The following is a 24,298-nucleotide window of genomic DNA, read 5'->3' as shown; positions in this document are numbered from 1 at the left end:
TGTATACATTGTGGAATGGCCTGCGGCCGGCATGTCCTGGCTGCGGGATAGCTGCCTGTCTCATTCTCGTGTCGGGAACGTCGTTTTCTGGCGTAGTAGGGAAACCAATTGTTCGTCTGCGCGATCTCTGTGTTGCTGATGAAGATGGGCGGCCTCCTCCTCGTTGCCGGCTGCTATGGCGGCGAGGATGGCGCGGTGCTCGCGATCCGAAACGATGGGCAGGGGGCGCAGTTTTATGATCGCGCGACGCGCGTGATATTGCAGATCCCAGAGTTGACGCAGCATGGCCTGCAGGCGCGGGTTGCCACACAGGCCAACCAGCTCTGAATGGAATTCGTCATCGAGCTCGGACCACGCCTCGATGTCTCCCCGTTTCGAGGCGCGTTCCATCTGGGTCAGAATGTCGTCCAGGCGCTCATGGTCTGCTGTCGTGATGCCGCGCCGGGCCGTCAGTTGCGCCGCCTTGACCTCGAGTGTCGAGAAAACCTGATAGATCTGTTCGATCTCGTCGACCGACAGGGCCTTCACGGTTATGCCGTGGCGTGGGCGCACATCCACAAGCCCGTCTTCCTCAAGCCGGATGAGCGCCTCCCGCACGGGGGTGCGGCTGAGCGACAGGAGGCTGGCGACTTCCGTTTCGAGAAGCGTTGTGCCCGGCGGCAACCGGCCTTCCAGAATGCGAAACTTGAGCTCGTGATAGGCACGATCGCGCGCAGGCATTTTGGCAATGCCCTGCAGGCTGGGCCGCGGGCGTGAAGCCGCCTGCGCCTCAACGCTTCTGCTACCCGGCTTTCGCCTTCCGGCTCCCACCTTTCTGCGCTCGTTCGTGCTCAGCACCCCCTCCATTCCTGACCGGTGCATTTCACCACCATCGATGATGGTTGGCAGATATCCACTGCCATGTCCAAGTGCCTGGTGCTCGTCATGCTGGTTCTTCACAGGGAAGGACAGTGTCCGCCTGCCTGCATTGGATATCAACTGCGGGTCTTGCGCTTCTCCTCGTCGGCGATGTGGGCGCGGATGATGGCCTCAAAATCACTGTCAGCTTTGAAGCCTGCCTGCTCTGCGCGCTCGGTTCTGAAATCACGGGGCCAACCGTCAACGATGGCCGCGATCTGCGGATCATGTTCGCGCTTGATGCGGGCAACGACATCCGCGCCCGCCACACGACGCAGGGCTTCGATCATTTCCGCGATGGTGACCGAAAGGCCGGGCATGGTGAGCGAACGCCGGGCTCCAAGCTGCGCCAGGTCCATGGCCCCTGCATGCAGCAGAAAGCCGACCGCGGCATCCGGGCTCGCCACCCAGTGGCGGACATCGTCCGACACAGGCAGCACGGCATCGAGCCCGGCGAGCGGCTCGCGGATGATGCCCGAGAAGAAGCCTGATGCGGCCTTGTTCGGTTTGCCTGGTCGCACGACAATGGTGGGCAGGCGAATGCCAATCCCGTCAACGAAGCCCTTTCGGGTATAGTCGGCTAATAGAAGCTCGCCGATCGCCTTTTGTGTGCCATAGCTGGTGAGCGGGGCGCGGAAGAACTCGTCGTCAATCTTGTCGGGAAATGGTGCGCCGAAGACGGCGATGGAGGAGGTGAAAACGAGGCGGGGCCGATAGGCGCCGTTGCCATTCTCGCCCAGAAGCCGGATGGCTTCGAGAAGATGGCGCGTGCCATCCATGTTGATCCTGTAACCTTTCTCGAACGCGATCTCGGCTTCTCCGGAGACGATGGCGGCGAGATGAAAGATCACATCAGGCTTTTTCGCAGTCAGTCGCTCCACTGTCTTTGCGTCGGCGACATCGCCTGCCTCTGTCTCAACCTGAATCCCGTTGGTTGATTCGATAGGAGCCTCGACGACGTCGAATGCGTGGATGGTCTCGATGCTTTCGCTGCCAAGTTTGCCATCGGAGAGCAGCCTGTCGATCAGCCGCCGGCCGACCATACCGGCCCCTCCGATAATCAGGATACGCATGCGGGTTCCTCCTCCCTGAGGCGTGTTCTTTCGGGTTTGCTTCAGTGATTGTCGCGCGGGACTGATGGCATGGTGCCATCCTTTCCGCCCTGGGCGAGCCGCTGGTAGTTGACGGCAGGTTCCAGCACCATGCCCGCCTCGAGCTGTGCGACCATACCGCGCTGGATCTCCTGCCATGGCGTCTGGTGCGCGGGATAGGCATATCCGCCTGCTTTCTCCAGCTCGGTGCGGCGCCGGTTCAGCTCCTCATCGGAAACCAGAATGTTGGCGGTGCATTTCTTGAGATCGATGCGCACGCGGTCACCAGTCTTGAGAATCGCAAGTCCGCCATTGGCGGCAGCTTCCGGCGAGGCATTCAGAATGGAGGGCGAGCCTGACGTTCCCGACTGGCGGCCGTCGCCGATGCAGGGCAGTGAGGTGATGCCGCGCTTGATGAGGTAATCGGGCGCGCGCATGTTGACCACTTCAGCGGCTCCCGGGTAACCGATGGGACCCGCACCGCGCATGAAGAGGATGCTCTCTTCATCGATGGCGAGCGCCGGATCGTCGATCCGTGCATGATAATCCTCCGGCCCATCGAACACGATGGCGCGGCCCTCAAAGGCCATGGGATCTTCGGGATCCGAGAGATAGCGGTCCCGGAATTCGTCGGAGACAACCGACAGTTTCATGATGGCGGAATCGAACAGATTGCCTTTCAGAACCCGGAAGCCTGCATTCTCCTTGAGCGGTTTTCCGAAGGGACGGATCACCTTCTCATCGGCGATGGCGGCATCGCGGCAGTTCTCGCCAATGTTCCTGCCGTTGACCGTCAGGACATCCTCGTTGATGAGCCCGGCCGACATGAGCTGATTGACCACCGCGGGCACACCGCCGGCATGGTAATAGTCCTCGCCCAGATACTCGCCCGCAGGCTGGAGGTTCACCAGGAGAGGAACGGTTTCGCCATAGGTCTGCCAGTCGTCTATCGAAAGCTCCACACCCAGATGCCGCGCAATGGCGGTGAGGTGGATGGGGGCGTTGGTGGAGCCGCCAATAGCGGAATTGACGCGGATTGCGTTGATGAAGGCATCGCGGGTCATGACGTCGCTGGGTTTGATGTCTTCATGCACCATGTCAACGATGCGAAGGCCGGTGCGATAGGCCATTTCCTGCCGGTCGCGATAGGGCGCGGGGATGGCGGCGGAACCGGGCAACTGCATGCCGAGCGCCTCGGCCAGCGAGTTCATCGTGGTGGCCGTCCCCATCGTGTTGCAATAGCCGGTGGAGGGGGCGGATGACGCGACGAGCCGCACGAAACCTTCATAATCGATCTCGCCGGCAGCCATCATCTCGCGTGCCTTCCAGACCACGGTGCCCGAGCCCGTGCGCTCGCCCCGGAACCAGCCATTGAGCATGGGGCCGACCGAAAGCGCGATGGCCGGAATGTTGACGGTCGCAGCCGCCATGAGCAGCGCCGGCGTGGTCTTGTCGCAACCGATGGTCAGCACCACACCATCGAGTGGATAGCCGTAAAGCACTTCGACGAGGCTAAGATAGGCGAGATTGCGGTCGAGCGAGGCGGTGGGGCGTTTGCCTGTTTCCTGGATGGGGTGCACCGGAAACTCGATGGCAATACCACCGGCCTCGCGGATGCCTTCGCGCAGGCGCTTGGCCAGCTCCAGATGATGCCGGTTACAAGGCGAAAGATCCGAGCCTGTCTGGGCAATGCCGATGATCGGTTTGCCTGATTGCAGCTCTTCCTGCGACAGTCCGAAATTCAGGTAGCGCTCCAGGTAGAGCGCGGTCATATCCGGGTTGCCCGCATTGTCGAACCATGCGCGTGAGCGCAGGGTGGGGGCTTTGGGTTTGTCGGTCATGTCGTCTCCGGATACGTAAAGAACAATCACATTTTAGCTTCTGGCTCTTTAATGTATACACAAAATGTTATCCAGCTTTGTTTTTCCGTCCGGCGGGCGCTTGAAGCGATGTGAATAAATCTGGGAAAAGCGCTGAAAATCATCGCGTTGAAACATTGAGTCTGTCCCACGGTGTTGTACCGTGACCGGGATGGCAGTTGAATTGCCATTTATGGATACGTCGCGACGCTTGGGGCAAGTGTTGTCTCCCCATGTCTGGGATGGAGTGTATGTGGTGATGCGTTTTTCCGCGAATCTTGGTTTCTTGTGGCCTGAGCTTTCTCTGCCGGATGCCATTCGGCGGGCCTATGGGGCCGGGTTCGAGGCTGTGGAATTTCACTGGCCTTTCGCCGTTCCGGTGGAAGAGGTCAGGGCCGCGCTTACAGAAACAGGACTGCCGCTTCTCGGACTTAATACGCGCAAAGGCGATCAGGACGGTGATTTCGGGCTTGCAGCTCTGTCCGGCCGTAAGGAAGAAGCGCGGGCAGCCATCGATGAAGCCATTGTATATGCCACGCAGGTGAACGCCCGCGCCGTTCACGTAATGGCGGGCAGGGCGGAGGAAAACGCTGGGGCGGAGGCGGCTTTTGTTGAAAACCTTGCCTATGCCTGCAGCGCGGCCTCAGCACACCAACTCACCATTCTGATCGAGCCGATCAATCATCATGATGTTCCTGGCTACTTCCTCTCCCGTGTTGAACAGGCTGCGGATCTCATCGAACGTGTCGGAGCCGACAATCTCAAAATCATGTTCGACTGCTATCATGTCCAACGGATGCAGGAGGAACTCCTGCGGCGTTTCGTTGACCATAAGGCATTGATCGGCCATGTGCAGTTTGCTGCGGTACCGACGCGCGCGGAACCTGATGAGGGGGATGTTTCCTTCGAGCGTCTTCTGCCGGAGCTCTACGATAGCGGGTATCGAGGCTTCTTCGGCGCCGAGTACAGGCCGCGCTCTGACACAGATGAGGGGCTGGGTTGGCTTCACGCTTACGGAAAGGCAAAGCCTGCCAGCTAACCATCAGTGACGGCATGGGTCAATTTCACAGCCCCTGAACGGGGGGTTCAGGGGTGCTGCCTGGGCGAGCGGCTGCCTTGAACACGCGCGGGAGCGTGGGTTCGGGCCGGTTCGGGCTGTCGTGCCGGCGGAAGGGCTTCGTCCTCAAGAACGAACTCTTCAAGCGCGAAGGGCTTGCTGAAGTGATAGCCCTGCGCAATTCTGATCGCTGTATGCTGCTTCAGATAATCGACCTCTTCGTGGGTTTCCACGCCCTCGATGACGAGCGCCATTCCAAGCGCCCGACCAAGCGATTCGATGGCCTTCAGCACACTTTGGCTGCGGGGTCTCTGATGGACATTCTGCACGAATGAGCGATCGATCTTCAATTCGTCAGCGGTTACGGCTGCCAGCGCGGAGAGGGATGAATATCCAACGCCGAAATCGTCAATCGAAATCTTCACACCTGCCTCTCGCACCATGGGCAGGATGTTTTTGCTCAGAAGGTCACCGTTCAAAAAGGCTTCCTCGGTGATCTCGAGGATGAAACGTTGCGGCCGGTGATAGGATGTGAGTTGCCTGAGCAGCGACCTCATGAATTCCGGGTTGGTCGATTGATGCGCCGTGATGTTGAGGCTGATGGAGGTGCCAGGGGAGAAAACGGCGTCGATCTGCGGAAGCGATGACATCACCTCGACGACGACATGCTCTGCAACGGCATCGATAATGCCGGCGTCGGTGGCGAGATTGACGAAATCGCCCAACACACGCAAGTGACCGTCATCATCCCTCCAGCGCAGCAAGGTTTCTACGCCGACAACGCCATTGGTGTGTATGTCCACCTTTGGCTGATAAGCACAACAGAGCTTGTTGTCTCTCAATGCGGTACGCAAACGCTGTTCCACCGACATGTCGCCATGGACGTTCCGCGCTGCCTTGTCGGGCTTGTAGCCGACCCTTCCCTTGGATTCGGATTTTGCGGCACGGAGTGCCTGATCAGCCGAGACCAGCAATTCCTCGAAACTGCTTCCATCCTTGGCAAACATGCTGATGCCGATGGAAGCAGAGGAAAAGGTCTCGATCCCTTTGACCTGGAATGGTTCCTTCGAACGGTCGAGGATCGTATTTGCATATTCCGTCAGGTCGACATCTGCGAGATTGGTCACGAACACGCAGAACATCCCGTTTGCGAGATAGCCAAGGATGTCGGAGCGCCGCACGGAGGCCGTCAGGCGTTCGGCGAACGCAGCGATAAGTCCATCTGCAAAAGAAGCACCATAGTAGTCGTTGGTACGACCCAGGCCGTCCAGATCGATCAACATCAGGGCAGCCTCGGCTCCTGACAGAGCCTGAAGTTCTGCGCTGATCGTGCGTGCCAGAAGCGTCTTGTTCGGGAGACCGGTCAGTTCGTCGAAAAAGGCCAGCCGGAAAATTTCTTCATCGGCTGGAGGGGTCGTCTCCATGTCCAGCCAAAAGCTGCAGGTAAAGGCTCGACCCGCTGATTCCGATACAAAGCGCAACTCGCGGAGTGACTGCGTATCGAGCGCGGAGGAGCACAGATTCCCCCGCTGATTTGTGTAAACACATTGACCGTCGGAGTCGGCGATGGTCAGGCCGAAGGGAGCCTGTTCGAGTATCGCCTTTAGATCGACGCCTGCCGGAGGGCCCGGGTTCATTGCGTTTTACCTGCCCAGATATTCGCGTCGGGCCAGCTGGAGGGCCTTGGAGATCTTGTCTTCTGCAGCTTCTGCCGGCGTGAGGGAGCGGCGTGGTGTGTGTGTGTCCGCACCGATGGGGGCACCGGCTTCCGGGGAAGCCTCGGTCTGAGCCTGACTCATGATTGAGCCGCGCCAGCGTTCGACGACGGCATGGACGAATTCGCGCCGCGAGCCGGGGTTTATGTCTTTTGGAAGTGCCGCCGCGGCCTCGCTTCTGGGGACCAGTTCTTCAGACAGGCGATTGAAGACGAACTGGACGGGTAGCGGCATACCCTCTCCGAAGCCGATAACTTCGCCGGTGCCGAGCGAGGGCACGAAATCCACCAGATTTGCCGTCGCGTCGGACACAGCCGATTTCAGAAGCGCCTGGTCGCGGTCATTCGCCATGCGCATCGCGAAGAGTGTGTTGCACTGGGAGATGATGGTGGCATCGAGCTCCGCCGGGCGCTGGGTGACCAGACCGAGATAGACGCCATACTTACGGCCCTCCTTGGCAATGCGCGAAAGCGCGTTCTTGCTTGGAAGGAACCCGACGCTTGGATCGGCAGCGGCGAAGCGATGTGCTTCCTCACACACGAGCAGCAGCGGCATCGCACCGTCGCTCCACATGCCGAAATCGAAGGCGAGCCGCGAGATGACGCATACCACAGCGTCCACGACTTCGATGGGCAAGCTGGCAAGCTGTATCACGGTTGCAGGTCGCCCATTTGCCTCGAGACGGAAAAGCTCCGTCAGGATCGTCACCATCGTGTCGCCGCCAACGGTCGCGTTGGCGAACATGAAGGCGTAGCGCGGATCGTTCTTGAGCGTCTCGATACGGCCGATCAAGCGATGATGTGTCATCCGCGAGGAGCGGTTTTCCAACTTGCCCATACGCTCGTCGATCAGCGCCAGAAGGTCCTGCATCAGGTATGGAACCGGTGTGTCGGCGGTGAAACCCGACTGCCGTGGCTCCACCTTCCGCAAGGCGCTTGTCCGCTCCATGCTCTGGCGGCGATTGAGATATTGGGTTTTTGCAAGCGGTATGAGTTCTGAGAGAATGTCCTGCTCTGCCGGTACGGGAGGCTTGCCTGCATAGAGAACGTCTGAAAACTCTTCGAAATTGAAAAGCCAGAAAGGCAGGCGCAGGTTTTTTGCGCCGACGAGATTTGCCTCGGCTCCGAACACGCTGCCATATTCATTGTGGTGATCAAGGATCAGAACGCGCAGCTCGCGCCAGGTTCTGATCACCTGCCGGAGGATGACCGCAAGTCCGCTGGATTTGCCGACGCCGGTGGATCCCAAAACCGCAAAGTGCTTGGTAACGAGGTTTTCGACGTCCACATAGGCCGGAACACTGGTGTCGTTGTGCAGGCGGCCGATCTCGGCAAATGTCGTTTTGTCGCCTCGGAAAATCAGCCGCAACTGTTCACTGCTGATGATGCGGGCCCGGTCGCGGATGGCGGGGTAGGCGCCAACACCTCTTCGAAAGCGCTGCTGGCCCGTTTCGTCCCGGGAGATTTCACCCACCAGGTCGACACGGGCGATGGCCCGCGGATCGGGGCCGGAGCCCGCCTGCTGAGTTTTCAATGAGACTTCGGTGACCACGCCCAACAATTCGCGCGTGCCGGCTGCGATTGCCATGAATTTCCCGACGGTGGTGCGAAGCTCCTCCGTCGTTCCGACGATCGGAAGCTCGATATATGCTTCGGATCCTTTGACCGAGCACACGTAGCAGCCCGATGCATTCTGTCCGGATGCCGCACTTGCGAAACCGTTTGAGTGCTCAACCATCGTGTCGTGTTCCTGCAACCTAGCGGGATTTTGTTGTTGTGCAGTCGCGTAGGACGGGAGTTTGGCACGCATTTCATAATTATTACGTTAAGACGTGATAGCTCCGACCGAAATCCGCGCAGAAGGATGGAATAATTTTCCTGCCTCGCACGTCTCTTGACTGAAGCATGCCGTCAGGCGTGTCCGCCAGCCAGGTTTGCCAGCGCAGAGGGAGGAACAACCATATGACGCGCATCGCCGAAACGACCAGAGCGCACAACGAAGCAGCACCTGCCGAAGAGAAATCAGTCGGTGTGGTTCATTCAGGACGGCGCAACTTTCTGAAGAACACCGGACTTGCCACCATGGCGGCGATGGTGGGTGCCTCGATACCGTTCCACCGGAATATGCCTGCAGGGTTGGTGCCGGTCGCATTCGCGCAGGATGGAGACGTGCTGGCCGGGAAGGATGGCCTCACGCTTCTCAACGATCGCCCGGTCAATGCCGAGACACCGGCTGAACTGCTAGACGATGCGGTGACACCGACAAGCCGGCATTTCATTCGCAACAATGGCATTCCGCCGGAAAATGTGGACCCGGAAAGCTGGACGCTGACGATTGACGGTTTCGTCGACAACAAGCTGGAGCTTTCGATCGCCGATCTGCGCGAACAGTTCGAAGTGGTGACGCTGCAACTGACGCTGGAGTGCGGCGGCAATGGCCGCAGCGCCTTCGATCCGCCGGCAAAGGGCAATCAGTGGACCTATGGCGCCGTGGCCTGCTCGGAATGGACAGGCGTTCGGCTGAAAGACGTGCTTGAGAAGGCTGGTGTCCAGTCAAATGTCGTCTACACCGCCCATTACGGTGCAGACGGCCATCTTTCGGGCAATCCCGACAAGTTGCCGATTTCGCGCGGCCTGCCCATCGACAAGGCGATGACCGACAACATTCTCATCGCTTTCGAGATGAATGGCGAAGCGCTGCACCCGATGAATGGCGCGCCGCTGCGCCTGGTGGTGCCGGGCTGGCCGGCCTCGACCGCCCAGAAATGGCTGACCCGCATCGAACTGCGCGATCAGGTGCATGACGGCCCCAAGATGACGGGCACCTCCTACCGCGTGCCGGCCTATCCGGTGGCGCCCGGCCAGGACGTTCCGGAAGAGGACTTCGTCATCATCGAGCGCATGCCGGTGAAATCTCTCGTTACCTTCCCGGCCAACGGTTCTGACATCGGCCTGGAAACGGATGTGCGCGGCCATGCATGGTCGGGCGACCGGTCCATCAGCAGGCTCGACATTTCCATTGATTTCGGCACCACCTGGCAGGAAGTGGAACTGGACGATCCGGTCAATGACGGGGCCTGGCAGAACTGGCGCACCAAGGTCAAATTCCCGCAGGCAGGCTATTATGAAATCTGGGCGCGGGCGACGGACAGCGAGGGCGACATGCAGCCTTTCGCAATCGCGTGGAACCCCAAGGGGTATCTGAACAACACCATGCACCGCGTGGGTGTGCGCGCCAGCTGAGCGTATAGCGCCAAGCGCTGTAACGTCTCGAAACCGTGAAGCGGCGGATGGTCGCTTCACGCAATGATTTTCATGGAGATCTGAAGAATGAAGCTTGCTCGCGTTCGGCTGGGTGTTGTTGCGTTTTCTCTCGTCGCGGCTGCGCCCGCATTGGCAGATGTTCAGGCCAAACTAGCCGAAGCTGATATCACAAAAGGCGAAAAGCTCTTCAAACGCTGCGTTGCATGCCACACGGTCGAGAAAGACGGAAAAAACAAGGTTGGTCCCAATCTCTACGGCATCGTGGGAAAACCGGTGGCAGACGTTGAAGACTACTCCTATTCACCTGCCATGAAAGCCTACGGTGGAGAGTGGACGGTTGAACGACTGGATGCCTATCTTCTCCAGCCGCGCGCAGAGGTGAAGGGCACCAAAATGGCGTTTGCCGGCCTCAAGAAGGAAGAGGATCGCGTCAACCTGATCGCTTATCTAAGCACCTTCTCCGATGCGCCCGATCAGTCAGGCGCTGCGGCGGAAGAGGCCGCCCCGGCCGAGCAGACGGCGAGCGCGGCGCCGACTGAGGGTGAGGATCAGGCCATTGAGGGTGATTTCGGGCGTCTGAAGGTCGCGCCGGGGGTCGATACGACCTTCTACGCCTGTACCGCCTGCCATTCGGAGATGATCATCGCGCAGCAGGGGCTTACCCGAGACGGCTGGGACGAAATGCTTGATTGGATGGTTGACGAGCAGGGCATGGACGACATTCCAGAGCCCGACCGCACTGAGATACTGGACTATCTCTCAACGCATTATAATGAGGACCGCCCCAACTTCCCCAACCCGAACTAGGATTTGGTGGCTGCGCGCGCTTCACCCGCTCAGGGTGAAGCGGTGCAAAGGTTTGCTCTAGAGCACTTCCGCTTTTGGTTGAATCGCGAAAGCGCTCTAGGTCCTGACCCTAGCTTATTGTTTTTCGCAATTCCGGACGGAAAACCGGTTCCCACTTTTCCTGGAATTGCTCTAGCCGCAGGATGTGGCTTGTGCGGTCGCGTTCCTTAGAGCGATCACGGTGTCGGGCTGCGCCATCCTGCGCGTCGCCTGTTCCAGATAGGCCGTGATCGCCGCAAACTTGCCCGCATCCATGCCGGTGGCGACGATCCGATAGAGGCGGTCGGGCACTTCCCATGCCGCGCTCTGGAGATCAGCGGCAGAGCCTCCTGTATCCAGCGGCTTTTCACTCGAAAAGACCGTCAGGCGGCAGCCCTCACGCCCTGCGAAATGGGCTGCCGTGCCATGCGGCATTTTTCTGAGAGCCACAAGCGTGAGATTGGCTGCGGAAAGATCGGGAAACGCCTCGAGCTGTTCGCCTGAAACGGTTTGGAAAACGTCTTCCTGCGAGACGAAAGCCTGAGCGGAGAACGTCTCGTGAATGGCGAGCGGATCTTCCGGTGCAGGTGTATCCGGGCGCGTGAGCGGATAAGCAAGGACAATGGCGAGTGCGACGGAAGCCGCAAGGGCTGAACCGGTCCACCAGCGTCCCCACCGGCGCCCTGCACTACGGTTGTCGTTTCGCGCAGACGGTTGTGTGGCTGTCTGCGGCTTCAGGGCTTTCAAGCTGGAGGAGACTTCACTGATTTCGGCCAGCAGCGCTTTCAGCTCCGGCTCTGCCTCGAGCCGGCGTGCGAAAGCTGCGCGGTCCTCGGACATTTCGCCGTCGTGAAATGCGTTGACCTTTATTAAGTCCTCGTCCGTCACATTGTTCATGGGGTCTGCTTTGTCTGTTCTTCATTCTGCCCGTCGCCATTGACGCGACGCAAAAGTTCTTTGCGAGCCCTGCTGACACGGCTCATGATTGTGCCGATCGGCACGTTCATCACTTCCGCCGCTTCCGCATATTTGAAGCCCATGATATCGATCAGAAACAGGACCTCCCGAATTTCGGGCGGCAGTTTTTCGAATGCGAGGCGGATCAAAACGTCACGGCCTTCGCTGCCTGTTCCGTCACTCTCATCCATAAGACGTTTTTGCACCGCGATATATTCACGGCGCACCCGTCTTTTTCTGAGTTCGTCATATTGCAGATTACGGATGACACGAAACATCCAGGGGCGTAGCTCTTCCAAGCGGACTGGACGTGTGTCGTGACGCAGGGCGCGTTCGATCGCGTCTTGGACAAGATCTTCCGCGCTTTCTGCAGGTCCGCAGATCGAGCGCGCATAGGCGCGTAGCTCTGGAAGAAGCAGTTCGATCTGCGAAAGGTGGCCCATATTGCCTTGCCGCGTTTCCTTGATCTTCGGGTCCGCTTGCAGCGTTGATTGCGCGGCGCAATCCGGAGATCATCTCCACGCAAACTAAACCTCCGCATCTGTGTGTGGCAAGGCGAGGTGGGTTGACAGGACGATGAATATTATGAAACGATCCAAACATAATGTTTCTATCGTAACATATTGATCGGGTGCCCGCCTCGCCGGGTGATTCCGAAACCACGGAAGCTGCAATGACCGACGCTCTCGCCCGAAACACCGGCACGCAACTGAAACCCGAATGGTTCGAGGATGTGTCCGTCAACCGCACGGCGGCCGAGCGCCGGGCGGGCACGTTGACCGCGCGGCGGTCGGTCAAGAAGGCCTATCAGGCGGCCTGGCTGGTGAAGGCCATCACCTGCATCGACCTCACCACGCTTGCCGGCGATGACACTCCCGGCCGCGTGCGCCGGCTTTGCGCCAAGGCGCGGCGTCCGGTGCGTGAAGACATTCTGGAGGCGCTGGGACTTGCCGATGCGGGCATCACCACCGGCGCTGTCTGCGTGTATCCGACCATGGTTGGCCATGCAGTCAAGGCGCTGGAAGGCAGCAACATTCCCGTTGCATCGGTAGCCACCGGCTTTCCGGCCGGTCTTATGCCGCTACCGCTTCGGCTCGCCGAAATCCGCTATGCGGTGGAGGAGGGCGCGCATGAGATCGACATCGTGATCACGCGGGAGCACGTGCTGACCCAGAACTGGAGCGCGCTTTATGACGAGATTGCCGCGATGCGCGAGGCCTGTGGTGCGGCGCATATGAAGGCCATTCTGGCGACCGGCGATCTGAGCACGCTCACCAATGTCTATCGCGCCTCGATGGTCGCCATGCAGGCCGGGTCCGATTTCATCAAGACATCGACCGGCAAGGAAGGCGTGAACGCCACGCTGCCGGTCAGCCTGACCATGGTGCGGGCGCTGCGCGACTATCGCGACTATTCGGGCCAGATCGTCGGGTTCAAGCCGGCGGGCGGCCTCAAGACCGCCAAGGATGCGCTTGCCTGGCTGACGCTCATGAAAGAGGAGGCCGGCAATCGCTGGCTCGAGCCGGACCTGTTCCGCATCGGCGCCAGCTCGCTTCTCGGCGACATCGAACGGCAATTGGAGCACTACGTGACCGGCCGCTATTCCAGCGCCAACCGTCACGCGGTTGCATGAGGATCAAAGACATGTCTTCCATCAAGGATATTCTGAGCACCATGGAATACGGCCCCTCTCCGGAAGCCAATGGCGATGTTGTTGCGTGGCTCGATGCCCATGGCCGCTCCTTCGGTCATTTCATCGATGGACGGTTTGTCAAACCGAAGGGCGCGCGCCAGATTGCCGTGTCCAATCCGTCGGACGGATCGCAGCTGGCCGAGATCGCCTGCGGCACGGCAGAGGATGTGGACGCCGCGGTAAAGGCCGCGCGGGCGGCATTCGGCAGGTGGTCGAAGCTTTCCGGCCATGAACGCGCGAAATATCTCTATGCCATTGCCCGCCATGTGCAGAAGCGCTCGCGTTTTCTGGCGGTGCTGGAAACCATGGACAATGGTAAGCCGGTGCGCGAGACGCGCGACATCGACATTCCGCTGGTCGCCCGCCATTTCTATCATCACGCCGGCTGGGCCGAGATGGTGGAAGACGAGTTCCGCGGCTTCTCGCCCGTGGGTGTGTGCGGGCAGGTGATCCCGTGGAACTTCCCGCTATTGATGCTGGCCTGGAAGATCGCGCCGGCGCTTGCCGCCGGTAACACGGTGGTGCTGAAACCCGCCGACCTGACGCCGCTGACGGCGGTCGCCTTTGCCGAGATCTGCCATGAGGTCGGCCTGCCTGCCGGCGTGGTCAACATCGTTCAGGGCGATGGCGCAACGGGTGCCGCCATCTGCGGCCATGAGGGCGTCGACAAGGTGGCCTTCACCGGCTCCACGCAGGTGGGTCGCGTCATCCGCGAGCAGATCGCCGGTTCCGGCAAGAAGCTTTCGCTGGAGCTGGGCGGCAAGTCGCCGTTCATCGTGTTCGAGGATGCCGATATCGATGCGGCTGTCGAGGGCGTGGTGGACGCGATCTGGTTCAACCAGGGCGAGGTGTGCTGCGCCGGCTCGCGCCTGATCGTGCAGGAAGGCATCGCTGAACGCTTTCATGCCAAGCTGAAGGCGCGTCTTGAGACGCTGCGCGTCGGCGACCCGCTCGACAAATCCACCGATGTGGGCGCCATCGTTTCGCCGGTCCAGGTGGAGCGGATTTCCGCTCTGGTGGCAAAGGGTGTCGAGGAAGGCGGTCAGCTCTGGCAGGCTTCCGCGCCGCTGCCTGAAAAGGGCAATTATATCGCGCCCGGCTTCTTCACCGATGTGGAGCCTGCCGCGACCGTCTGCCAGGTGGAAATCTTCGGCCCCATAGCGGCCTCGATGACCTTCCGCACGCTGGATGAGGCCGTCGCACTCGCCAACAACAGCCGCTACGGGCTCGCCGCTTCCGTCTGGTCGGAAAACATCAATGTGGCGCTGGATCTCGCTGCGCGGGTGAAGGCCGGCGTGGTGTGGATCAACTGCACCAACATGCTCGATGCGGGCGCGGGGTTCGGCGGTTATCGCGAGAGCGGCTTCGGTCGCGAGGGCGCGCGCGAGGGGCTTTACGAATATCTCGCCGCCGATTGGGAAAAGAAGCTTTCCACGCCCAAGGCACCGGAAGTCTTCGTTCCCTCCGCTTCCCCGGCGGGTGAGGGCAAGGTCATGGTCGAGGGCATCGATCGGACCATGAAAAACTATATCGGCGGCAAGCAGGCACGGCCCGATGGCGGCTATGTCTATTCGGTTGCCGGCAAGGGCGGCGTGCTGATCGGGCAGGCCGGCATCGGCAATCGCAAGGACATCCGCAACGCGGTCGAGGCAGCGGCGAAGGCCGGTGGCTGGGGCGGCGCAACCGGACATAATCGCGCTCAGGTGCTCTACTATCTGGGTGAAAACCTGGAGGCGCGGCGCGCGGGCATGGAAGCGCTTCTGTGCGAGAGCACCGGCATCAGCGCCAAAAAGGCGACCGAAGAGTTCGACACCGCGCTGCGCCGCATCTTCTATTACGCGGCGCAGGCAGACAAGTTCGACGGCGCGGTTCATTCCACCCAGTCGCGCCATGTGACCCTTGCCATGAACGAGCCCTTTGGCGTGATGGGCATTGCCTGCCCGGATGAAGCGCCGCTTCTGTCTCTGGTTTCGCTGGTGCTGCCGGCCATCGCCATGGGCAATCGGGTCGTGGTCGTGCCGTCTGCGCGCCATCCCCTGATCGCCGGCGATTTCTATCAGGTGCTCGACACGTCCGATGTGCCGGGTGGCGTGGTGAACATCGTCACCGGCGAGCGCGATCTTCTTGTGAAGACGCTTGCCGAGCACGACGAGGTGGCCGCACTCTGGTATTTCGGCTCGGCGGAAGGCAGCGCCATGGTTGAGAAGGCATCGGCCGGGAACCTGAAGTCGACCTGGGTCAACAATGGTCGCATGCCGGATTGGCTCAATGACGCGCAGGGCCGCGGACGGGACTATCTGCGCCGCGCCGTTCAGGTGAAGAACATCTGGGTTCCCTACGGCGCGTGACGCGCGGTTCACATTCCAGAAGAATGCCTTCTGGTGCGTGTGCCACGGATGCCGGCCTGAGGCCGGCACCCGCCAGTGCCGAATTTAACCCTCGATCTCGACCCACAGGGGCTGGTGGTCCGAGCCCTGCGCATCCATGTCGATCCAGGCACGTTTCACGCTGCCGGCCATGTTCGAGCTCACCACGCAATGGTCGATGCGCACGCCCGTGCCGATGAAGCTGATGCCTTCATCCTCATCATTGCCGGCGGCCACCCATGCATCGGTAAACCCGCCATCCTGCACGAGGCGGCCATGCCTCTCCGAGCGGTCGCCGATCAAAAGCGCATATTCCTCGCTGTCGGGCGTGAAGTTGAAATCGCCCATCACGATGGTGCGCTCGGGCACGGGCGGCGGCGGGATCTCATACCAGTCGCCTGCGATCTTGCCGCCCCATGCGGTACCGCGATGGGCAGAGTTCAGAAGCAGGTCCATTGCATGATGCACCTGCGGCAGCCGCGTCTGCGGGCCGATATGATCGAAATGGACCGAGCAGAAGCGCAGCGGGCCGGCGTCGGTCCTGATCACCGTTTCAATCATTGCGCGCTGCTGGTGATACTGGTTCGTCAGCGCCATCTTGGGCAGAAGATGGTTCATGGATGAGAGGATCGGCCAGCGCGAGAGCACCATGTTGCCGACCTGCCGGCGGCGATGCGTGACCGTGCCGTCATCGGCGACGATCGAGGCGTCGATGTCGATGCCGGGGCCATAGACCCAATGGTAATCCGGCAGGCGCGCGCCGATCTCCTGCGCCTGATGCACGAGCCCGGTGCGCGGGAAATGGGTTTCCACTTCCTGCAGGGCGATCAGGTCCGCGCCTTCGATTTCCGAGACGATGCGGTCGAGGTTGAACTGCTCGTCCTTCCCCTTGGAATACTGGATGTTGTAGCTGACGAGCTTCATTGAATGGCTCCGGCAAAATCGGGTTGGCTGACTGCGGCGGGTTCGGCGGCGGGGTTGCCCTCCGCCACGATGCGCTTTTCGGTTGTTGGGTCGAAGAGATGCACGCTTTCAGGCGCAATCGAGAGCGAGCAGGGCGTGCCGGGTTCCGGGTGATTGCGCCCGGCGGAATGCAGCACGAAATCGCGCCCGGCGAGACGGCCATGCATCAATCGGCCGCTACCCTGTTCTTCGGAGAAATCGAAGGCGACGGTGAGAAGGTGCGGGTCATTGGCTTCCGGAACGATTTTCAGATCCTCGGGCCGCAGGCCCACGATGACCGACTGGCCGGCGATGGTCTTGCCGATGCCGGGGTCTATGGGCAGGCGGAAGTGTGTGTTGTCGATCACCGCAAAGGTGCCGTCCTCGGAGACACCACAGGGCAGGAAGTTCATCGCCGGTGAGCCGATGAAGCCGCCGACATAGACGCTGGCAGGCGCGTGATAGACCTCTTCGGGCGTGCCGACCTGCTCGATCCGGCCTCCGTTCATCACCACCAGACGGTCGGCGAGCGACATGGCTTCCACCTGATCATGTGTGACAAAGACGGAGGTGGCCTTTAGCGCGCGGTGAAGGCGGCGGATTTCAAGACGCATCTGCACGCGCAGCTTGGCGTCGAGGTTGGAAAGCGGCTCGTCGAACAGGAACACTTTCGGCTCCCGCACGATGGCGCGGCCCATCGCGACGCGCTGGCGCTGGCCGCCCGAAAGCTGCGCCGGCTTGCGGTCGAGAAGCTGGTCGAGGCCGAGGCTCTTGGCCGTGGCTTCCACCTTCTGCATCCGTTCGGCTTTTCGCATGCCGCCGACTTTCAGCGCGTAGCCGATGTTCTGCGCGACGGTCATGTGCGGGTAGAGCGCATAGTTCTGGAAGACCATGGCGCAGCCGCGCTCGCGCGGTTCGAGTTTGTTCACCACCGTGTTCTCGATGGCGATCTCGCCGGCGCTGATTTCTTCAAGCCCGGCGATCATGCGCAGCAGCGTGGACTTGCCGCAGCCCGAAGGGCCGAGAATGACGATGAACTCGCCGTTGCGGATATCGAGGTCGACACCGTGGACGACCTGATTCTTGCCGTAGAATTTCTCGACCTTGCGAATGTTGATATCGGCCATGATGACAGCCTTTCTCTAGACTATTTTTCGGTGCTGATGAGGCCGCGCACGAACCAGCGTTGCATCAGGACAACGACGAGCAGCGGCGGCAGCATGACGATGAGTGTTCCGGCCATGGCGACGTTCCAGTCGGCAATGGCGTCAGGGCCGGGGATGAGACGGCGCAACTCCATCACCACGGTGGAGTAGTTGGCCCGGTCGGTGATAATCAGAAGCGGCCACAGATACTGGTTCCACGCATAGACGAACATGATGGTGGCAAGGGCCGCGATGTTGGTGCGCGACAGCGGCAGAAGGACTTCGATGAAAAAGCGGAAGGGGCCGGAGCCATCCATCTTGGCCGCTTCCACCAGTTCGTCGGGAATGGTGAGGAAGAACTGGCGATAGAGGAATGTGCCGGTCGCCGTCGCCACCAGCGGCAGGATCAGGCCGGTATAGGAATTCAACATGTTCCATTCGAGTGAGAGCTCGACGCCCGCGATCTGCGCGATGAGCCAGCTTATGCCCGTTGCATCGAGAATGGTCTGGAACGGGTAAAGCGCGTTGGCGGCCACCGAGTAGGTGGGCACGATGCGCACTTCCAGCGGCAACATCAGTGTGATGAAGATCACCCAGAAAAACACCATGCGCAGGCGGTAGTTGAAGAAGACGATGGAGAAGGCGCTGATGGCCGAGATGATCACCTTGCCGATCACCACGGCGATGGCGACGATCATGGAATTCATGAACTTCACGCCGAATTCTGCGCGGGTCCATGCGGCGGTGAGATTGTTCCACAATTCCCCGCCCGGCAGGTAGTGCACGTTGGGCGAGTTGACCTCGGCCACCGTCAGCGTGGCGGCAACGAATGCGAGCCAGATCGGAATGATCAGAAGCAGGGCGCCGGCGACGAGGATTACATGGGTGACGATGTTGAGGAGGGGGGTGCGTTCGATCATGGCTGGCTCCTCACGTGTAGTGCACGCGGCGTTCGATGAAGCGGAACTGGAAGAAGGTCATGAGGATAACGAGCCCCATGAGCACCAGCGATTGGGCCGCGGCACCGGAATAATCGAGCCCCTGAAAGCCATCCACATAGATCTTGTAGACCATGAGCTCGGTGGCGCGGGCGGGACCGCCCTCGGTCAGAATGTCGACGATGCCGAAGGAGTCCGTGAAGGAATCCGTCATGTTGATGACCAGCAGGAAGAAGATGGTCGGCGCGAGCAGCGGAAGCTGCAGGTCGAGCATGCGGCGCATGACGCGCGCGCCGTCCATGGAGCCTGCCTCGATCAGTGAGCGCGGAATGGATTGGAGGCCGGCCAGAAAGAAGATGAAGGAGTAGGAGACCTGCTTCCACGCCTGGGTAATGATGATCGCGGTCATGGCGTCGACGCCGGAGAGCGCCGGGTTCCACAGGCCGGGCGACAGCGTGTTCAGATAGGCAAAGACACCGGATTGCGGATTGAAAAGAAAACGGAACGCGAGCGCGGCGGCTGGTGCCGCGATGGCATAGGGCCAGATCATGCCGACGCGGAAGAAGCGATAGCCGCGCAATTGCCTGTCGGCGAAGAGCGCCAGCACCAGCGCGATGGACATGGCAAGCCCGGTCGAAAGCACGGCAAAGACGATGCTGCGCCAGATCGAGGCCCAGTAGGTCTCGTCGGAGAAAACCGCCTTGAAATTGTCGAGCCCGACCCATTGATTGCCGCCGCCGAAGGGCTGCTCAAGGGTGAAGGCCCAATACATGGCCTGCGATGCCGGCCAGTAGAAGAACACGAAGATGATCAGCAACTGGGGGGCAATGAAGAGATAGGCCAGCCAGTTGGCCTTGAAATAAGCGCGCTTTTGCATGGACGTTCCGGGGGTTGCGGAGACAGGCTGAAATGGTTGCGCCACGGCTCGGTGAGCCGTGGCGCAGCGTGTTTGGCCTGCTTCAGGGAAGCGTCTTGCCTGCGTAGGTGCGCTCGAATTTGCGCAGGATCGTGTTGGAGCGGCTGACAGCGTCGTCCAGCGCCTCCTGCGGGGTCTTCTGGCCGCTCAGGACAGCCTGCATCTGCGAGGTCCATTCGGCGCGGATCTGCACGAAGTTTCCAAGACGGATGCCGCGGGTCAGTGGCGTGACCGGCGTGTAGGTGAGGGATTCAATGGCCTTCTCGCGACCCTTGTAAGGGCGCTCGTCGTAAAAGCCTTTCTTGACGAGATAGTCGAAGCCTTCGTCAGTCACCGGAATATAGCCTGTCACCGTGCTCCAGAATTCGGCGGATTCGGGCTTGGCGAGGAATTTGAAATATTCGGCAGCGCCGCGATACTGTTCTTCGGTCTTGCCGGAAAGCGTCCACAGCGATGCACCGCCCACGACCGAGTTCTTGCGCTCCGTGCCCTCGTAGACGGGCAGCATGGCAACGTCCCAGAGGAAACCCTCGCCGACCTGCTCGGTGACGGCCTGGTGACTTGCGATGGAACCGAAATAGTGCGCGCACTCGCCCGCTGCAAAGGCATCGCGCTCGGAGAGGCCGGTTTCACGGGTCTTGATGACCAGAAGGCCCTCGTCGATCCAGCGCTTGATGTTCTTCATGTGCTTGGCGTGGAGCGTGGTGTTGAACACCACTTCGGCGTCGAGCCCGTCATAGCCATTGTTCTTCGTGGCGATCGGCTCGCCATGAACCATGGAGAACTGCTCCAGGTCGACCCATGAGGATGGTGCGTAACCGGCAGGGCATGCGCTGCCGGCTTCCTTCAATTCGCGCAGAACCTGCTCATACTCTTCCCAGGTCTTGGGTGCCTCGTCGCGGCCGATGGATTTATAGGCGTCAACGTTCCAGTACATCATCGCCGTGGAGGAATTGAACGGCATGGACCAGAGGCGGCCCTCAGAGTCGGCGTAGTAGTTGGCGATGCCCGGGAAATAGGAGTCCCAGTCGATGTCGATGCCGTGATCTTCCATCAGCTTATAAGCCGGATAAACCTGCCCGGAGAGCATCAGGTCGGGCGCGGAAACCTCGACGCCCTGCACGATGGTCGGGTGTTTCTTGGCCCGGAAGGCGGCGATGGTGTTCTGCAGGGCCGTGGCATAGTCGCCCTGGCTGACGCAGGAAATCTCATATTTGTCCTGCGAGGCGTTGAAGCGGTCGCAGGTGGCCTGAACCTGGTCGCCGAGCTGGCCGGTCAGACCGTACCAGTATTCGAACTTCACCTTCTCGGCCATGGCGGATGTTGTCAGTGCTAACAGCGCGAGCGTGCTTGCGATGAGTGTCTTTTGCATCTTGGTTCCCTCAGATGGAAAGAAGCGGTCGCCGGCACCAGCACCGGTCGCGCCTTGGCCTATCGGTGTGCCTTGACAGTCGGGTGACCGCAGAATGAAACTTATTTGACAGCTGCCAAGCGGCTAATTAGCCGGCCACCTTTTCGCGTTCAGCACCGTCTTCGATATGTTTGCGGCGCTTGCGGAAGAGGCCGTCGGCCATTTCCGCGTGGCGGTGAATGTAATCGTGGAAATGCACGAGTGTGCTGTGCTCCTCCGCCAGAACCACGGCGTACTGAGCTGGACCATCGAGGCGCAATGGCTCACCCGGCATGCCCGGCAGATGGGCGTTGACGTCATAATGGTTGCCCGAAATCGTGGTCAGCGGGATGCCGTGCCAGAGGCCCGTCGTTTGCCGGTGCACATGACCGGCGATGACCTGGCGGATGTCGGGATGCGTCTTCAGCACATGGAGGAACCGCTCCGATTCCTGAAGCTTGATCTGGTCCACGGGCATGTGGAGATCATTCGCATGATGGTGCATGACGATGATGACAGGCCGATCCTTCGCCTCTTCGAGGCGTGCAGCGAGCCATGACAACCGCGTTTCGCAAAGCACGCCGCTGACGATCTCCGGCTCGGAGGAATCGATGACGATGACGCGGTAGCCCCTGACGTCGATGGCCTTCTGAATATGGCCGTTTTCATCGTCGTGCAGGGTGCCGAACACCTCCTTGAACCGATCGCGGTGATCGTGATTGCCGAGCGTGAGCACGACCGGCATTTTAAGCTGGTCGATCATGCGGTCGAGTATTTCATAGGCTGGAATTTCACCACGGTCGGCGAGGTCGCCGGCGAAAATGCAGAAATCCGCATCGCCGTGATTGGTGTTTGCGCTATCGATGGCGGCCTGAAGGCGCTTGGTCGTGTCCAGCCCGTTGGTGGCGACCCCTTCCGGAGAAAGATGGATGTCGCTCATGACGATGAATTTCAGCATGTCTGCCCCGCTGTCGCTTGTGTGATTATCCGAGCCGGTTGGCCGTTGCACAGCGGGTATCACTGCCCTGTGTCGGGCGACTGACAGATTTGTTGCGGCAGTATTACAATACAGTGACGCGGGTTGCGGAGGTGCGCGTCAGGCGTCCGGCTTTATCGCGTATTTCTCGATCATCGTCTCGAGATAGCTCGCCGCTTCGTCACCTTTGAGTGCATCGCCCCAGAGGCGTTCGGCGATGTCTTCGTGCAGGGACATGGCTTCGGGCGCGGAAGTTATGAGCGCCACGCCGACACGAATATTCGGTTGCTCCCCGAGCCGGAAGGGACTGATGGCCAGAACCGACCGGTCCTGCTGGCGGAAGATCTGAAAACTGGTTGCGGGCACAGGCTCGCGCACGATGCCGATCTGAATGCCGATTGGTTGATCACGCAGCAAGGAGAGGATGTATTCGGCTTCACGGCGCGCCTGAAGGCGGCGTTTGTCGACCACATCCGGGGGCAGGTCATGCCGGCCGATAAGCCCGTGCAGCAAAAACCCTTCAAGATCGGCCGAGGCGATGAGGCTTACGATCAGCGGTCGGCGCAGACGAAACGCTTTCTTGCGGGCCCGCAAAATGTTGATCAGCGCGTCAACCACTTCTCCCGCGCTGTCGTCAGGATCGACTTCCGCGGGCACGGATTCGCGCAGGACTTCTTGCAGAGCATCGTCATAGGCATCCGAGGTCAGGAGGTAGGATACCGGGCTGAAAAGACCGATCACCTGCTGGCAATCGTCTTCCAGCTGGCGCATGCGCTCGAAAAAGGCGATGGCGCTCGAAACATACTCCACGCCGACGCCCATCAGGCTTGGCAGCGAAACGCCCAGAACGTCAGCGATGCTGGTCAGCATCTCGATCTTGCGAATTTCGCCCTTTTCCGCGCGGTAAAGCGCGGCACGCGAGATCCCCAGCTTTTCGGCCAGTTCGTCAGGCGCGAGGCCCTTGCCGAGCCGGTAAGCACGCAGGCGGGCGCCAATGTCGGTGAATCTGATCAAATCGCCCTGAGACGTGCTGTTTTGTGACACGCTTTTTTCTCGCAAGTTCCCGTGCCTTCCGTTATCGGGTGCGCTGTGCCGGCTTGTCAACGCATCTGCTCAAATTCACACCAGAAGCTCATAAATGGGACAAAAATGCAAATCGTCTCATTTTTGAGAATTTCCGTTGACAGGCTTTTTTGGGGCTCGTAGTCTGCTTGTTTAAAAAGCAAAGGAGAGGCGGAACAATGAAACATCTCATTCGCAAACTGGCTGCAACGACTGTTATGGGCGTGGCTGGCGCGGCATTCGCGACAGGCGTCTGGGCAGCGGATTTCGTGGCCAAGATCGGTCATCTGGAATCGGCGCAGCAGTCGCGCCATGTTCATCTTGAGAAGGTAGCCAAGCTGGTCAATGAGCGGACCGACGGTGCGGTTGAGTTTCAGCTCTTCCCGCAGGGCCAGCTTGGCCAGCAGCGCGAAATGACCGAGGGTGTCCAGCTTGGCACGCTCGAGGCAACAGTTGCTCCGGCAGCGTTCCTTGGTGGTTTCAACCCGGCCGTCTCCATTATGGACATCCCCTTCCTGCTTCCCGACAATGACGAGACCGCACAGAAGATCCGCGGCGGTGCATTCGGCGAGGCACTTTGCGAAAGCTTCAATTCACGCGGCGTGACCTGCATCGGCCTGTGGCCCAACGGCAAGAAGAACTTCACCTCTTCCAAGCCGCTTGCAAGCCTTGAGGACTTCGCGGGCCAGAAATTCCGCGTGATGGATTCCAATATCCTGATCGAGCAGTTCAACTCGCTCGGCGCTTCGGCCATCGCGCTTCCCTTTGGCGAGCTCTACACCGCGCTGCAGACGGGCGTTGTCGATGGCGAGGAAAACCCGCTCGACACGATCCAGCGCATGAAATTCTATGAAGTGCAGAAGCATCTCGTGCTGTCTGATCACGGCGCGATGGAAGATGTGATCCTCTTCAATCCGGCCTGGTGGGCAAGCCTTCCCGAGGAGCATCAGAAGACGATCGTGGATGCCTTCAACGAGGTTATTCCCGAGCTCATCAACCACAAGGCCGAGGCGGTTGCCGCAGCGCTTGAGGAGATCAAGGCTTCCGGCATCGACATCCGCGAGATGAGCGACGATGAAAAGGCCGCGTTCCGCGACAAGATGTATCCGGCAGCTCGTGCCGCCTATGTCGAGCGTGCGGGCGAAGAGGGCGAGAAGCTGATCGCCATCTATGAGAAAGAGTATGAGGCGGCAGGCGCACAGTAAG

The 24,298-nt window shown here is 60.2% G+C and carries 20 protein-coding genes; 6 read left to right on the top strand and 14 right to left on the bottom strand.

Going from position 1 to position 24,298, the window contains the following annotated elements; genetic code table 11:
• Nucleotides 1–60 precede the first annotated feature (60 nt).
• Genes AC2CHD_RS18260 through AC2CHD_RS18250 form a run of 3 tightly spaced genes read right to left on the bottom strand, consistent with a single transcriptional unit; the run spans nucleotide 61 to nucleotide 3,829 of the window.
• The gene (locus AC2CHD_RS18260; RefSeq protein ID WP_484554797.1) at nucleotides 61–939 is read right to left on the bottom strand and encodes a GntR family transcriptional regulator; all 879 of its coding nucleotides are present in this window, start codon (nucleotides 937–939) and stop codon (nucleotides 61–63) included.
• Between the two features lie 35 nt (nucleotides 940–974).
• Entirely contained in the window at nucleotides 975–1,970 is a 996-nt protein-coding gene (gene denD, locus AC2CHD_RS18255) for a D-erythronate dehydrogenase (protein ID WP_484554796.1), read from the bottom strand.
• Between the two features lie 41 nt (nucleotides 1,971–2,011).
• A complete protein-coding gene (locus AC2CHD_RS18250; protein WP_484554795.1) occupies nucleotides 2,012–3,829 on the bottom strand; it encodes an IlvD/Edd family dehydratase in 1,818 nt (605 codons plus the stop codon).
• 277 nt (nucleotides 3,830–4,106) lie between these two features.
• Between AC2CHD_RS18250 and AC2CHD_RS18245 the strand changes: the two genes are divergently transcribed.
• On the top strand, nucleotides 4,107–4,886 hold the full coding sequence (locus tag AC2CHD_RS18245) for a hydroxypyruvate isomerase family protein (RefSeq protein WP_484554794.1): 780 nt from the start codon (nucleotides 4,107–4,109) through the stop codon (nucleotides 4,884–4,886).
• 47 nt (nucleotides 4,887–4,933) lie between these two features.
• Here the strand turns inward: AC2CHD_RS18245 and AC2CHD_RS18240 are convergent, their stop codons facing one another.
• Together AC2CHD_RS18240 and AC2CHD_RS18235 are read right to left on the bottom strand one after the other, a co-directional pair.
• On the bottom strand, nucleotides 4,934–6,328 hold the full coding sequence (locus tag AC2CHD_RS18240; RefSeq protein ID WP_484554793.1) for a putative bifunctional diguanylate cyclase/phosphodiesterase: 1,395 nt from the start codon (nucleotides 6,326–6,328) through the stop codon (nucleotides 4,934–4,936).
• Between the two features lie 219 nt (nucleotides 6,329–6,547).
• Entirely contained in the window at nucleotides 6,548–8,356 is a 1,809-nt protein-coding gene (locus AC2CHD_RS18235; protein ID WP_484554792.1) for an ATP-binding protein, read from the bottom strand.
• 224 nt (nucleotides 8,357–8,580) lie between these two features.
• On the opposite strand from AC2CHD_RS18235, the gene AC2CHD_RS18230 reads away from it, so the two are divergent.
• A complete protein-coding gene (locus tag AC2CHD_RS18230) occupies nucleotides 8,581–9,861 on the top strand; it encodes a sulfite oxidase (RefSeq protein WP_484554791.1) in 1,281 nt (426 codons plus the stop codon).
• Between the two features lie 87 nt (nucleotides 9,862–9,948).
• Nucleotides 9,949–10,689, top strand: coding sequence for a c-type cytochrome (locus AC2CHD_RS18225; RefSeq protein WP_484554790.1), 741 nt, complete (start codon nucleotides 9,949–9,951; stop codon nucleotides 10,687–10,689).
• A 171-nt stretch (nucleotides 10,690–10,860) separates the two neighbouring features.
• On the opposite strand, the gene AC2CHD_RS18220 is transcribed toward AC2CHD_RS18225, so the two are convergent.
• Nucleotides 10,861–11,604 carry an anti-sigma factor family protein gene (locus tag AC2CHD_RS18220; RefSeq protein WP_484554789.1) on the bottom strand — a complete coding sequence of 248 codons (744 nt, stop codon included), beginning with the start codon at nucleotides 11,602–11,604 and terminating at the stop codon, nucleotides 10,861–10,863.
• Nucleotides 11,601–12,107, bottom strand: a complete 507-nt coding sequence (locus AC2CHD_RS18215) for an RNA polymerase sigma factor (protein ID WP_229450685.1) — start codon at nucleotides 12,105–12,107, stop codon at nucleotides 11,601–11,603. Before AC2CHD_RS18215 ends, AC2CHD_RS18220 begins: the two co-directional genes overlap by 4 nt.
• A gap of 230 nt (nucleotides 12,108–12,337) precedes the next feature.
• Here AC2CHD_RS18215 and deoC point away from each other — a divergent pair, with 230 nt between their 5' ends.
• Both deoC and AC2CHD_RS18205 read left to right on the top strand, forming a co-directional pair.
• Nucleotides 12,338–13,297 carry a deoxyribose-phosphate aldolase gene (gene deoC, locus AC2CHD_RS18210; protein ID WP_229450684.1) on the top strand — a complete coding sequence of 320 codons (960 nt, stop codon included), beginning with the start codon at nucleotides 12,338–12,340 and terminating at the stop codon, nucleotides 13,295–13,297.
• 11 nt (nucleotides 13,298–13,308) lie between these two features.
• Nucleotides 13,309–15,705: an aldehyde dehydrogenase family protein gene (locus tag AC2CHD_RS18205; RefSeq protein ID WP_484554788.1), complete on the top strand. Its 2,397-nt coding sequence runs from the start codon at nucleotides 13,309–13,311 to the stop codon at nucleotides 15,703–15,705.
• An 84-nt stretch (nucleotides 15,706–15,789) separates the two neighbouring features.
• Here the strand turns inward: AC2CHD_RS18205 and AC2CHD_RS18200 are convergent, their stop codons facing one another.
• The 7 genes from AC2CHD_RS18200 to AC2CHD_RS18170 form a co-directional block, all read right to left on the bottom strand.
• Nucleotides 15,790–16,647 (bottom strand): endonuclease/exonuclease/phosphatase family protein, encoded by an 858-nt coding sequence (locus AC2CHD_RS18200; RefSeq protein WP_484554787.1) that lies wholly within the window; start codon nucleotides 16,645–16,647, stop codon nucleotides 15,790–15,792.
• Nucleotides 16,644–17,792 carry a sn-glycerol-3-phosphate ABC transporter ATP-binding protein UgpC gene (gene ugpC, locus AC2CHD_RS18195; protein WP_484554786.1) on the bottom strand — a complete coding sequence of 383 codons (1,149 nt, stop codon included), beginning with the start codon at nucleotides 17,790–17,792 and terminating at the stop codon, nucleotides 16,644–16,646. Before ugpC ends, AC2CHD_RS18200 begins: the two co-directional genes overlap by 4 nt.
• Before the next feature lie 20 nt (nucleotides 17,793–17,812).
• Nucleotides 17,813–18,730, bottom strand: a complete 918-nt coding sequence (locus AC2CHD_RS18190; protein WP_229450680.1) for an ABC transporter permease subunit — start codon at nucleotides 18,728–18,730, stop codon at nucleotides 17,813–17,815.
• A gap of 10 nt (nucleotides 18,731–18,740) precedes the next feature.
• The gene (locus AC2CHD_RS18185) at nucleotides 18,741–19,625 is read right to left on the bottom strand and encodes an ABC transporter permease subunit (RefSeq protein ID WP_223006426.1); all 885 of its coding nucleotides are present in this window, start codon (nucleotides 19,623–19,625) and stop codon (nucleotides 18,741–18,743) included.
• 82 nt (nucleotides 19,626–19,707) lie between these two features.
• A complete protein-coding gene (locus tag AC2CHD_RS18180; RefSeq protein ID WP_484554785.1) occupies nucleotides 19,708–21,036 on the bottom strand; it encodes an extracellular solute-binding protein in 1,329 nt (442 codons plus the stop codon).
• Nucleotides 21,037–21,163: 127 nt separating this feature from the next.
• Nucleotides 21,164–22,012 carry a phosphodiesterase gene (locus tag AC2CHD_RS18175; protein ID WP_484554784.1) on the bottom strand — a complete coding sequence of 283 codons (849 nt, stop codon included), beginning with the start codon at nucleotides 22,010–22,012 and terminating at the stop codon, nucleotides 21,164–21,166.
• Nucleotides 22,013–22,150: 138 nt separating this feature from the next.
• Nucleotides 22,151–23,044 (bottom strand): helix-turn-helix domain-containing protein, encoded by an 894-nt coding sequence (locus AC2CHD_RS18170; protein WP_484554783.1) that lies wholly within the window; start codon nucleotides 23,042–23,044, stop codon nucleotides 22,151–22,153.
• Nucleotides 23,045–23,271: 227 nt separating this feature from the next.
• Here AC2CHD_RS18170 and AC2CHD_RS18165 point away from each other — a divergent pair, with 227 nt between their 5' ends.
• On the top strand, nucleotides 23,272–24,297 hold the full coding sequence (locus AC2CHD_RS18165; RefSeq protein WP_484554782.1) for a TRAP transporter substrate-binding protein: 1,026 nt from the start codon (nucleotides 23,272–23,274) through the stop codon (nucleotides 24,295–24,297).
• The last annotated feature ends 1 nt before the right edge of the window (nucleotide 24,298 follow it).

This window comes from Nitratireductor sp. ATLC21, from assembly GCF_057196525.1.
Note: the sequence above shows the minus strand (reverse complement) of the source record. Positions and strands in the feature narration are given on the sequence as shown.

What these genes read in the sequence shown, in the direction of transcription:
- denD (WP_484554796.1), bottom strand. Translation starts at nt 1,970, where the DNA reads ATGCGTATCCTGATTATCGGAGGGGCCGGTATGGTCGGCCGGCGGCTG.
- AC2CHD_RS18250 (WP_484554795.1), bottom strand. Translation starts at nt 3,829, where the DNA reads ATGACCGACAAACCCAAAGCCCCCACCCTGCGCTCACGCGCATGGTTC.
- AC2CHD_RS18245 (WP_484554794.1), top strand. Translation starts at nt 4,107, where the DNA reads ATGCGTTTTTCCGCGAATCTTGGTTTCTTGTGGCCTGAGCTTTCTCTG.
- AC2CHD_RS18240 (WP_484554793.1), bottom strand. Translation starts at nt 6,328, where the DNA reads ATGGAGACGACCCCTCCAGCCGATGAAGAAATTTTCCGGCTGGCCTTT.
- AC2CHD_RS18235 (WP_484554792.1), bottom strand. Translation starts at nt 8,356, where the DNA reads ATGGTTGAGCACTCAAACGGTTTCGCAAGTGCGGCATCCGGACAGAAT.
- AC2CHD_RS18230 (WP_484554791.1), top strand. Translation starts at nt 8,581, where the DNA reads ATGACGCGCATCGCCGAAACGACCAGAGCGCACAACGAAGCAGCACCT.
- AC2CHD_RS18225 (WP_484554790.1), top strand. Translation starts at nt 9,949, where the DNA reads ATGAAGCTTGCTCGCGTTCGGCTGGGTGTTGTTGCGTTTTCTCTCGTC.
- AC2CHD_RS18220 (WP_484554789.1), bottom strand. Translation starts at nt 11,604, where the DNA reads ATGAACAATGTGACGGACGAGGACTTAATAAAGGTCAACGCATTTCAC.
- AC2CHD_RS18215 (WP_229450685.1), bottom strand. Translation starts at nt 12,107, where the DNA reads ATGGGCCACCTTTCGCAGATCGAACTGCTTCTTCCAGAGCTACGCGCC.
- deoC (WP_229450684.1), top strand. Translation starts at nt 12,338, where the DNA reads ATGACCGACGCTCTCGCCCGAAACACCGGCACGCAACTGAAACCCGAA.
- AC2CHD_RS18205 (WP_484554788.1), top strand. Translation starts at nt 13,309, where the DNA reads ATGTCTTCCATCAAGGATATTCTGAGCACCATGGAATACGGCCCCTCT.
- AC2CHD_RS18200 (WP_484554787.1), bottom strand. Translation starts at nt 16,647, where the DNA reads ATGAAGCTCGTCAGCTACAACATCCAGTATTCCAAGGGGAAGGACGAG.
- ugpC (WP_484554786.1), bottom strand. Translation starts at nt 17,792, where the DNA reads ATGGCCGATATCAACATTCGCAAGGTCGAGAAATTCTACGGCAAGAAT.
- AC2CHD_RS18190 (WP_229450680.1), bottom strand. Translation starts at nt 18,730, where the DNA reads ATGATCGAACGCACCCCCCTCCTCAACATCGTCACCCATGTAATCCTC.
- AC2CHD_RS18185 (WP_223006426.1), bottom strand. Translation starts at nt 19,625, where the DNA reads ATGCAAAAGCGCGCTTATTTCAAGGCCAACTGGCTGGCCTATCTCTTC.
- AC2CHD_RS18180 (WP_484554785.1), bottom strand. Translation starts at nt 21,036, where the DNA reads ATGCAAAAGACACTCATCGCAAGCACGCTCGCGCTGTTAGCACTGACA.
- AC2CHD_RS18175 (WP_484554784.1), bottom strand. Translation starts at nt 22,012, where the DNA reads ATGCTGAAATTCATCGTCATGAGCGACATCCATCTTTCTCCGGAAGGG.
- AC2CHD_RS18165 (WP_484554782.1), top strand. Translation starts at nt 23,272, where the DNA reads ATGAAACATCTCATTCGCAAACTGGCTGCAACGACTGTTATGGGCGTG.